This window comes from Treponema medium, from assembly GCF_017161265.1.
Classification (GTDB): domain Bacteria; phylum Spirochaetota; class Spirochaetia; order Treponematales; family Treponemataceae; genus Treponema; species Treponema medium.
Map to the genome: position 1 here is coordinate 994,098 of NZ_CP031393.1, position 11,478 is coordinate 1,005,575.

Consider the following 11,478-nt stretch of genomic DNA (forward strand, 5'->3'; position numbering starts at 1 on the left):
TAATCGGCTCCCTTTTTTTGCCTTGTTTTTGCACAGATAACGTGGTATATTCTACAAAATGCTGGATTGTTTCGTTACCCAAAGCCGTCGCAATTTTCGGCGGTATATAGTGTACCTGTAAGGTAAGGAGGGGAAGATGTTTTATCATAAATATAGCAAATATTACGTGTATATTGGTGTGCTTATCGCTTTGGCTTTGACTGCTACCTGTAGTTTGCAGCCTTTTTCAAGCGTTAGAGTAAAAGCGAGGCCTGAGGTTCATTTGCCGCTGGGGTCGGCAAAAATTACAGTAAGCGATATAGAAGAAAAATTGGGAGATATCGCAGCTTCAAACGAAGATTCATCCTCCGGTACAAAGGCGCGTATATTCCGCTATGCTCCGCCCGATGCGACAGGTGAAGATAAAAATCAGTTGCGCTATTTAATTCATTATCCCGTTCAATCTTTAGACTTTGATATAAGCAATTATTTCGGAGAAAATGCGGTTTCAAGCGATACGGGGCTTTCATACAAGGTAGATGAGAAAATTTCCATTCCTACTTTAGATACAACTGAATCATTCACTATAGTAGAACCTGATGTGATTAATGCTAAATTACTGGAGGCTTTTAACAATGCAGAGACGTCGACGCTGCCATCGATAGATATTCCGGTTGGAACACCGAGCGGACATTCGATGCCCATAGATATTACTATTAACTTCGCAGGCTTTGAAGAACTTACGCTCGAATATGGGACTTCTTTAACGCTTTTGGCAGAGCTTCCCGCAGGTATGACATGTTCATTTTCCGATGCAAAACTTACCAGTAACGGCAATACATTTGACGGATATAACTTAGGTCAGGATAAGGTGAGATTCTCTATCTATAACTCATATAACACAATATCCAAGTCGCTACGTCTTACAGGGACGATGACTCTGGGCGGCAGCGTATCGTCGGGTGGTACGGTCAGGTTTCGGAGTACCCTTGAAGGAACGATAAAAGAAGCGAAAGGCGTCAATGCCCATCTTGAACATCTTACGCTGGGCGGTGTTCAGACTGTTGAATTGCCGCTGCCGGATGATTTTAAAAAAGCAACAATAGAGAAAGGCTCTCTGAAGTTTGCAATCCAGCAGCCTGAGGGGTGGAGCGGGATCGACATAAAAGAAAAAACAAAAATAGAACAGAGCGGAGCATCAGGACTACTTATTGATCCTCCAGCTTTCCGTTCGTTAGGTACTCCAATTCCTCTTGCTACGTTAAAGCTCAATGATTCAAAAACACTGACGTATACGCCGGAGCTTGATGTAACATTAACGAATGCAACGTACCGCAAACCATCCAAACCGCTATCTGCCGATTTCAGTTTTTCTATTCAGGAGTTTACCGATCTTACTTTGAAAAACAAAGATACCTTGGCAATAGCAAAGACCGAACCTATTCCCGAAGCCATGAAAAAATGGATTAATAAGATAGAGTTTAATGAAGTGAGTGCAACGGTAAAGATGGACAACGGATTACCGGAAGGGAATCCTATAACGGTGAAGCTTTCGTCAACCGCGCTTAATATATCGCCGCAATCACAAGAATTCCCCTCCCAAAAATCAACGGAACACACCTACAGCAGTAGTGCAGATTGGATATTGGATGTGCAACATACGCATACTCTTGATTTGAATGCTACAGTGGAACTTCCCAATTATAACGACAGTGATAAGACGTTTACTTTAAAAAATATTTCTACCGGTACAGACATAAAAGTTTCCGTAGAAACGAAGTTTACTCTTGATTGGAAGAAAATTACGTTGAAAGCGCAAACCGGCCAGTCATTTTCTTATCCGCAGGGGGACAATAATTTTATTGATCTTTCTGCCCTTTCAAACTTGAAGAAGGCGTATCTGAAAATGCCTGATATGCCGGTATATGTATATGCGGGTACTGCTTCCGGTTTATTGGCTGATAAGCCGATAAAAATAGGGCTATCAGCGCGCTATAAGGAAGAAGGTAGTTCTACTCCTCAGTCGATGACGTTATGCAATGAAACGCCCTGCATATTACAGAACTTCCCCGCCGATAAGTTCGTTGATACTAAAAAAGAATATACGGAGGCCATTCCTCCGTATAGTTTTGCTATAAAGCATGGGATTACCGATAATACGCTCGCGGATATTTTTAATAAATATCCGACAGGTGTACAGCTTGCGTATACAGTGACTATGGACGAAATGGAGGTGGATCGCGCAACCTATGATAATATAATAAACGCAGGAGGAAAAGCCGAAATAAAACTTGATGTGCTTCTAGAGATTCCAGTCGGTTTTACAATTGAGACTACCGACCCCATATCTTTTATGCCGTTTATGAAAGGAATAGGTGAAAGAGATATCTTAAATAGAACAAGCGCAAACGATAAATTACTTGATGAACGAATTACGAAGGCATTACAGTCTATACAGTTGAATGCGAATATCCGGAATGAATCGGGTTTCCAGCCGACTATCACATTTCAAGCAAAGGCGGAGGATGGATCCGTACTCGTAGAAAAAGAACTGTCGTCGGTTACCGGAAAACAGGATCCGTTAAAATTTACTAAGGATGACTGGAATAAACTTCAGAATACGTATCCCGTATACCCTGAAATCCTTCTTCAATTTCCGGCAGATAAGCGCACTATTAAGATTAATAAAGATTTCACTGTATCCGCATCGTTATCTGTTTCCGCCAAAACGGATATTGATTATTCGATGAAAGTGAACTAATTACCGGAATATCCAGAGGAAAGTAAAATGAAAAAAAAATGGTTTATTGTATTATATATCGTAATAGGTCTTGTTGCAGCGTTCGGGCAGGATGCGGTAGGTACTAGTACCGATTCTGAAATAGTAACTGAACAAGAACCCGATCGTGTTCAAACTGATAGTGAAGCCGTTCAGTCTTTCCAAGAAGATGCGGTAGCTCAATCCGAAAACGAAGCATCCGCCGCCGTTTCTGTTGACAATGACGACAGTACCGCGCTGCCTTCTGCTGCGTCTGCCGAAAATACTTCTGCCGAGCCTGTTGCTCATACAGATACCGGTGTAGCCGAATCCGTGACTTCGTCAGCTCCAAACATAAATGCTAAAAACGAATCTTCCGGCGCGGGAACGGTAATCGTCCCTGAACAGAACACGAAAGAGCAAGAGCATGCAGATGTACTACAGCCCGTTGAAATGAATGAACCGATGGAGCGGTCTAAGCGGCGCTCGCTTTCTATGCATTCGGGATTAACAATTGCAGCCAGTGGTGCAAACAATGCGTTTTCTTTTCAGGACTTTTTTCAGCCGGAACTGGTTATCGACCTTAATACACTTTCAGACAAGACGATAAAGTCAGGTATCCATGCAAACGTTTTATTTAACTTTGATTGGTTCTTTCAATTTACTGTACTTGAAGAGCACACTGTAAAACTCTCCACCACAGTTAATGTGGATGGATGGACGAATGTCTCAAAAAGTTTGCTCGATCTTATCGCAAAAGGAAATGAGGCGAATGCAGATGGAAAGGCAATTAAAGGAGCTGTCAATGCAAAGCTCAATGCTTTTGCCGACACAGGAATACTGTATCAACTGAAAAAACCGAATTATGGCTTTTCTGCCCGGCTTGCGTATTTTATTCCGCTTGCATATATGGAAAATCCGCAAGCAACAGTCACCTTATCACCCAAAAAAAACGGAGAGCATATTGAAGGGCTGATCATGGAAGCGGAAGGCACAGCAAATATTTATGGGTATTTGCCGGCAATGGCAGCGAGGAGAGGCATTTCTGTTCCCGAACTTTTAAAAAACGGTGGGCTCGATCTTAGTTTAGGTGGATCATACAGCCCGACAAAGTGGGTTACCGTTACCGGCGGGGTAAATTATTTGCCACTTATGGTTGTACAAATGAATACGGGGCTGCAGAGTCATTTTAAATTTGAAGGTTCGGTAGACAATCTTTTAAGCGCTATCGGAGATAAAAATAAAGAAATTTTTACTCAAAATATGAAAATGGATGAGCTCTCCGATAAGTTGCCTCAGAAAAAAATTATGCGTCCGTGTAAGATTCAAATCGGGGCAGATTTTAGACCGTTTCAAAATGATTATTTGATCTTATCACCGTCTTTTGCCTTTCCGGTTATCAATGCAAAGCCGTATTATGTAGATGGAAGTCTTAAAATTGAAAGCCGGTTTGCAAAAGTGCTTGGAGCCTATTTGGATATCGGATGTATCGAACGAATGTGGCGGCATGAACTTTGCTTCTTTATTGCTTCGCGCGGTTTTACACTTAACCTTGCCGCATCGGTTGCGTCACAGGATTTCAGGCGTACGTTTACCACTCTATCCGGAGTTGGGGTAAAGCTTGGCGTAGGTATCGGTTTCTAGGATGTCCTTTTGAAAATATATGGCACATCTACTGCGTTGCTCGTTCAGCGAAGTACGTCCGTGTACTTCGCTGAACACAAGTTTGACCGGTGTCAAACTTGTGTCTGCTTAATACGTGCGGCATCCGTGCCGCTTCTGAAGATCCTCAACGTATCAGAACCGCCACGGATGGCGGTGGGTTCAAGCAGAAGCAAGTTTGCTCCTGCAAACTTGTAGCCTAAAAATGAACAAGGATGTTCATTTTTAGGCGTGCCTGCGCTTTATTTGTGCTCGCGCCTTGTAATTTCAGAACGGACACGGATGTCCGTAAAATTTAACAGAAGCGAGATTTGTGGTATGCACAAATCTCGTCGTTGAGAAGCGTACACGGATGTACGCTTCTCAACAAGCTATTTTCAAAAGGCTAACGGAAAGCTATATCCGTGTGTGTCCTGATGCGTTTGCCTTCCTTCTGTGCGAAATTTTGCTTAAAATTTCGCACATTTTTTCCAACAAGCGGGTAAAATGCATCAGGTAGAGTAGATAAAAAACGCGGAAAAATTGATACTATGAGACCATTTGAAACGCGAAGCGGTTCAACTCTGGTCGAATAGTATCAATTTTTCTGCGGGGTTGTTAAAAAGCAACCTGATGCGTTTACCCTACAAAGACCGATTGAATTTTTTTTAAAAACATGTAAACTAATGCTCAAATTTATTCCGACATGAGGGGGCGGGTATGATATACTCCGGGTCTGCGAATTTGGCAATTCTGGCGTGTCCGGGCGGCGAGCACTTTGCCGATGCGGTAATTCAGCATTTAAGGCGTATTTATGTAGAAAAACTTAATAGAAAAATAGATAAGTTAATAAAACGGTATAATTTACAAAAAGAAAACCTCATCCGAGACCTCAATTTTTATAACGATCTTATTTCTTCCGGTTTACATGAAAATAACGAGATTGAAAAAATCCGGATTCCTCGGTTTAAAGTGAATGCCCGTTTTACCTACTTTATGAACGGCGAATTTAAGACGGAAATACTGGAATGTATTCGTGGAAAGAATGTCTGTATTTTTCAGGATGTAGAAAATCATTATCCGCTCTGGGTGAATGAAGGTAAGAATCAACACGTTTTTTCGGTCAATGATCACCTTATGTCGATGATGGTAACCATCGACGCCGTTCGGTATGCCGGAGCTGCGCATATTACGCTTGTTGTTCCTGTGTATCCGTATAGCCGTCAGCATAAAAAGAAGGGACGTGAAGGATTGACTGCCAGTATGCTGGGACATTTTTACGAAACGCTCGGCGTTGATCAAATTATTACGTTGGATATCCATTCCCGCGAGATTGAAAATTCCTTCCATACTGCCCGAATCGAAAATCTTCATGCAAGTTATCAGATTATTCGAGAGCTGATAAAAATTGAAAACCTTGCAGATCCCAATGCCGAGCTTGTTATTGTTGCGCCGGATAGCGGGGCGGTAGACCGGAACAAATTTTATTCCAGCGGTCTAAAAAAACCGCTTGCAATGATTTACAAAGAGCGTGATTATTCCGTAGTTACCCAAAATGCAAAGCAATCCAATATTGTAAATATCAATTTATTAGGTGATGTAAACGGTAAAACCGCCTTCCTTGCCGATGATATGCTTGGTACAGGCGGAACTTTGTTAAAAGCAATGGAGTTCCTTAAAAGCAAGGGTGCGAAAAAAGTTATTGCGGCGGTGAGTTTGCCGTTTTTTACCGGTGATGCAATCCAGCTTTTTGATGAAGCATATAAAAAAGGACATTTTTATCGCATCATCGGTACCAATGCGGTATACCACGAAGAGTTGCTCAAGAAAGAATGGTATATTTCAACTGATGTTTCAAGATTGTTTGCGCAGGCTATTTCGCGGTTGCATCATAATCAGTCTTTGAGTGGTTTGTTGGATAATAGAGATATTATCGAGCGGATATTGCATACAGCGGATTCGAATGCACAAAATAAGACAGATAATAAACAAGATTAAGCAAAATCGGGATCGATATGGAAATAAAGCAATCAACGGAGATAACTGCTGCTATGCCTAAGAAATCAATGTTTCCCCATCAGGCGGCGTGGATAAAACCCGTTATCATCTTTATTATGATGCTGATACTGCTTATTCCGCTTGCGTTTATTCGCTCACTTGTTAATGATCGGGAAGGGTACCGGCGGACTGCCGAAGCGTCTATCATGGAACCTGCTGGGGGAGAACCTGTTATTGAAGGCTTGCTGCTTGCCGTGCCATATAACGAATTGGTTGAATATACGGATGCTTCCGGAAAGGTTGTTCAAAAAGAGAAAAAAACGGACTATATTCTCACAGTTCCGGAAACATATAATCTGGTAACACAGATTAATCCTTATCACCTTTCGCGGGGTATATTTACCGTACCCGTTTTTAACGGCGAGCTTGCGATTACCGCTTCGTTCTCCGCCTTTCAATTTAGTCAATTCAATATTGCGGAAAAGAATATTCGCTACAAAGATGCTGTCCTTATTCTTGGGATAAAAGATAAAAAGACATTAACCGCTTATCCCACACTTCACGGGAACGGTAAGCCGCTGCTTGAAGCGCTGACTGCCCCTGCCGGAGCATCTCCGTTTCGCAATGCCGTTTATTACATGGTACCGGAAGATACCGTGCGTTCCGGCTTTTCGATTGAGGGTTCTGTTTCCATACAAGGAGGTAAAAGCCTTTGTATCGTACCGCTTGCTGCGGATAACAGTTTTACTGTGCAGTCGACATGGCCTGCCCCCAGTTTTTCGGGTGGATGGCTGCCAAAGAGCCGTACGCTCGACGATTCGGGTTTTTCCGCCGATTGGCGTATTTCCGGTTTAAGCACGGTATTTCCCCGTAGTTGGAAAGCGCAGGATTTCAGTATATCCAAAGATACGGATGTGTATGATGAATATGACGGTTATGCGGCGAAAGCTTCTTCAAGCCTCCGTAGTTCGCCCGAAACGGTAAAGATCGGTTTTATTACACCCGTTAATCATTATTCGCAAGTAAAGCGGTGCATTACTTATGCGCTCCTTTTTTTAGCGGTTCCGTTTTTAGCGATATTTTTATGCGAATTATGGAGTGCGGTGCGGATTCATCCCATCCAGTATTTTCTTATCGGGATTGCCGACATTTTATTTTATTTGCTGTTATTGTCTTTTTCCGAACATGTTTCGTTTAATCTCAGCTATTTGATTGCTACGGCAGGCGTATGTACCGTTGTCGGGTTTTATACTGCTGCAATTTTTAAGCGGATACGTTGGGGTATTCTTTTAACTGCGGTACAAGCCATATCCTATTTTTTATTGTTCGGCATATTGCAATCGGAAGATTATGCGCTGCTTATCGGCAGTATCGGTATCTTCTGCGTTGTTGCGCTGCTGATGTTTCTTACGCGGCGGGTTGATTGGTATAGTACTCGTTTTGCTTCTGTGCATACTCATTCGGAAGTTGTCAACGACGATATAAACCAAATGCTTGCGAATGACGAGTCTTTCTCCGGCGACGTTACATAGGTTTATGCATCACGGTATTTTCTGTGCCGATATTGGTACGTCGTCGTTAAAGGCGGCATTTATTACCGAGGACGGAACGGTTCTCAAGTTTATACGCTTGCTGTTTCCGCAGCCTGTTCAAGCGGTAGACTGGATTCAAACCTTTTTTGCCGCATGGCGCAGTTTGCCGGCTGATTATACGGTAGACGTGATTTGCGTTTCGGGAAACGGTCCCTCGCTCGTTGCCGTACCTCAAAACCGTCGTATGCCGCAGGCGCCTATAAACACCGCTACACCTTTGACCGCCGCATCTTTACTCTCCGCTGTTCCCCCTGATGATGTTATTAACGCTATTATTGACGCGGCTAAAAACGATACCTTGTTTTTATGGAATGAATCTGTGCCACAAGGGCTTACCGTATCGGGGCAGCAGGGGGCTGCCGTACCTGCGCCGCAAGAGGGAACCGCATCTGTCCCAGTGGCGGGGCTGTCCCTTTTTTTGCCGCGGATTGCGGCTTTTCGTGCAAAATATCCTGATGTATTCGCCGGCGCTGCGCAGCTTTTTTCCGGGCCGGAATATGTCTCTTACCTTTTAACCGGCGCGGTGGTAACCAGCCTCCCTGATCCGCGCTACGAGGCGGCCTATTGGAGTAAAGAAGAGCTTTTCCGGTTTTCGGAAGCGCTGCATATCGATACGGAAAGGCTTGCCGGTTTGCTGCCGCCTTTCACAGCCGCCGGTACGGTGATCGGACACTTTTGCGGTATTCCGGTTATCGCCGGTGTACCGGATTTTATCGCGGCGCTTATCGGGACGGGAACGCTGACGGCGGGTACCGCCTGCGACCGTGCCGGCTCAAGTGAGGGCATTAACGTCTGTATCTCGCAGCCGTGCCGTTCCGAGAAAACGCTGCTGCTGCCATCGGTTATGCCTGATTTGTGGAATCTGTCATCCGTTATTCCGTCTTCCGGCGCAGCGTTTTCCTCGTTTCTGGTGTCTCACGGCTTTTTGGGTAACGATTACATTGCTGCAATGGAACGGATCGCAGCGGAACCGTTCGTTGCTTCTGGTGCATACCCCGCGACCTTTGCGGGACAGGGGCGTGCATTTGTAGAGGCACTTGCTTTCCGTATTCGGCATGGCTGTGATTTACTGGAACAAGTTTCCGGTTTTCATCCTGTGTATACGTTATCCGGCGGGCAGGCGCATAATGCACTCTGGTGCCAAATGAAAGCCGACATGACCGGCAGAACTTTTGCGCTTCCCGCTTTTGCCGACGGAGAATTGGTCGGCGATGCGGCATTGGCGCTCTTCGCTCTCGGCAGGGGAGACAACCTTGCCGCTATCGCACAGCGGCTTATCCGCATCAAACGGTACTACGAACCGGAACAGGCTGCTGCACAGCGGTATACGGAAAAGTACTTGTTACATTCTGAAACTGCATGAGGTAGTAGAGATTCCGTTGCTTTCAGAAATGAATCCACAATCCGTTTTAGCAGCCGCTGTGGTTGTTAATCCTGTTGTTTTAAAATTCCCTTGTTGTAAGCGCTGATCAGCATTTCCAAGTTTTGGACTTTTTCCTTCATGTCGGCGCCGGTGTCGGTATCCGCAACCCGCTTTCGTTCAACCAAGGTTTCAATCACCTCTTTTGTAGATTCAATGTCGAAGCCTTCGCGCAAAACCTTATCCACGGACTCAAACGGGTGGTGGCTTATCAGCGTCATTCCGTAAGAATTATAAGTGAGCGTGTAGCCTGCGATGCCGGTAGTCTTTTGGTAGGCTTTTGAAAATCCGCCGTCGATAACCAAAAGCTTGCCGCCCGCTTTAATCGGACTTTCCCCCTTGGCAACCTTGACCGGCGTGTGTCCATTGACAATATGAGCGTTGCCGCTTAATCCGAACTCCTTGAGTATCCGCGCGGCAAGCGTTCCGTCATCCCGTTCCATCAGCTTATAATATGGCGAGGACGGCTCTTTATGCGTTGCTTTATCATCGATAAAGTAGCGTTCAAAGGTGGTCATCTTCGTCTTGCCGAACAGCGTCGAATCCTGATTGCACCATAAAAACCACAGAAAGTCTGCATTCTGTCCGGAAAAGTAGGCTTCCCGCGCCATCTGGTCGTATTTATCCATCAGGCTTTTACCGTAATATACGGCGCCGTCTATCTCTTTCTCCTTAAAGCTGCCGTCCTCGTTCAGCAACAGGCAGGCATGGAAGAGCAGGTTATCGTTATAGCGCCGGTACATGCTCCCCTTTGCATACAAGAACCGCACATGCTGCTTGAGCTTTTCGCTGGTCATAAACGTATTGGTTAGTGTATCGATGAGGTACTGCTCTTCATCGGTAAGCGCTGTTTGATGTGCGGGATCGATGGTCGGGAACGAGGTGTCGTTCAGGGTATAAGTCTTTCCTTCAATTTCGATGGTGCCCGCAGTAGGATTAAGCGTTCGCAAAAGTCTCCGGTGTTCCATATTATACGAAGGATGCTGCTCAATGATATTCTCTTCAATTTTGAATTGAATGATGCTGATTGCCTTATGCATTTTTGCGAGCAGTTCCGCATCGACGTCGAAGGGCTTTTTCTCGTTTACTTTCGGCATAAACTGCGCGCACGGATCATCTTTATACACATGCTGTGCGAAACTTACCAGCGGCAGCAGGCTGATGCCGTATCCATCCTCGATAGCGTCGATGTTGGAATAGCGGAGCGCAATCCGTATCGCCGTTGCAACACACGCACGGCATCCCGCAGCAGCTCCCATCCAGAGGATATCGTGATTGCCCCACTGGATATCAAGACTGTTCTGCGCCATCAACGTATCCATCACCTTGTGCGGGGACGGGCCGCGGTCAAAAATATCGCCGATAATATGCAGATGATCGATGGTGCATTTTTTTATTACTTCGGACAGTTCAATGATGAATAAATCCGCACGTCCGTATTCCACGAGGCTTTTGATAATTTCGCTATAATAATCCTTTTTGTTAAAGCGGTGTTCATCTTCCTGCAACAGCTCTTCCATTATGTAGGCAAAACTCTTCGGCAGCAGTTTCCTCACCTTTGATCGTGTATACTTTGACGCTGTTGCCCGTGCCACCCGTACCAGCCGGTAAATAGTTAATTCGTACCAGTTTGTAATATTGGCCTTTTTTTCCGCTTTGATCAGTTCGAGTTTTTCCTTAGGATAGTAGATGAGGGTAGTGAGTTCTTCTAAATCGTCAATACTGACTGTTGAGCTGAGTTCTTCGGATACTTTCCGCCGGATAGCGCCCGACGCATTTTGCATCACATGATTAAATGCTTCCGCTTCTCCGTGAATATCCGTCAAAAAATGCTCGGTTCCTTTCGGTAAATTCAGGATGGCTTTCAGATTGACCACTTCTTCAACTGCGGTGGTAACATTGGGGAACAAGCGGGAAAGTAAATCCAAATACTTTATATTGTGCTGTAGTGTCTCTGCCGGTACATTTTTCATATATCTTTCCTTTATAGGGCTTTATGGGGAGGCTTTAAAAAGATGGTGAATTTTAAAAGCTTCTCCATATACGGTAATACGCATACGGCCTTTTGTCAAATGGAATGGCATTTATTG

At 44.6% G+C, this 11,478-nt stretch carries 6 protein-coding genes; 5 read left to right on the forward strand and 1 reads right to left on the reverse strand.

What is annotated here, in order from left to right:
* Nucleotides 1–136 precede the first annotated feature (136 nt).
* The 5 genes from DWB79_RS04485 (at nucleotide 137) to DWB79_RS04505 (ending at nucleotide 9,331) form a co-directional block, all read left to right on the forward strand.
* A complete protein-coding gene (locus DWB79_RS04485) occupies nucleotides 137–2,740 on the forward strand; it encodes a hypothetical protein (protein ID WP_016522855.1) in 2,604 nt (867 codons plus the stop codon).
* A gap of 27 nt (nucleotides 2,741–2,767) precedes the next feature.
* A complete protein-coding gene (locus DWB79_RS04490) occupies nucleotides 2,768–4,381 on the forward strand; it encodes a DUF5723 family protein (RefSeq protein ID WP_016522856.1) in 1,614 nt (537 codons plus the stop codon).
* Between the two features lie 717 nt (nucleotides 4,382–5,098).
* Nucleotides 5,099–6,376 carry a ribose-phosphate diphosphokinase gene (gene prs, locus DWB79_RS04495; protein ID WP_016522857.1) on the forward strand — a complete coding sequence of 426 codons (1,278 nt, stop codon included), beginning with the start codon at nucleotides 5,099–5,101 and terminating at the stop codon, nucleotides 6,374–6,376.
* A gap of 53 nt (nucleotides 6,377–6,429) precedes the next feature.
* Entirely contained in the window at nucleotides 6,430–7,908 is a 1,479-nt protein-coding gene (gene creD, locus DWB79_RS04500; RefSeq protein ID WP_245541296.1) for a cell envelope integrity protein CreD, read from the forward strand.
* Nucleotides 7,909–7,912: 4 nt separating this feature from the next.
* Nucleotides 7,913–9,331, forward strand: coding sequence for a xylulokinase (locus DWB79_RS04505; RefSeq protein ID WP_040859041.1), 1,419 nt, complete (start codon nucleotides 7,913–7,915; stop codon nucleotides 9,329–9,331).
* A gap of 65 nt (nucleotides 9,332–9,396) precedes the next feature.
* Here DWB79_RS04505 and DWB79_RS04510 read toward each other — a convergent pair whose 3' ends face one another.
* Nucleotides 9,397–11,361 (reverse strand): fructose-bisphosphatase class III, encoded by a 1,965-nt coding sequence (locus tag DWB79_RS04510; RefSeq protein ID WP_016522860.1) that lies wholly within the window; start codon nucleotides 11,359–11,361, stop codon nucleotides 9,397–9,399.
* Nucleotides 11,362–11,478 lie beyond the last annotated feature (117 nt).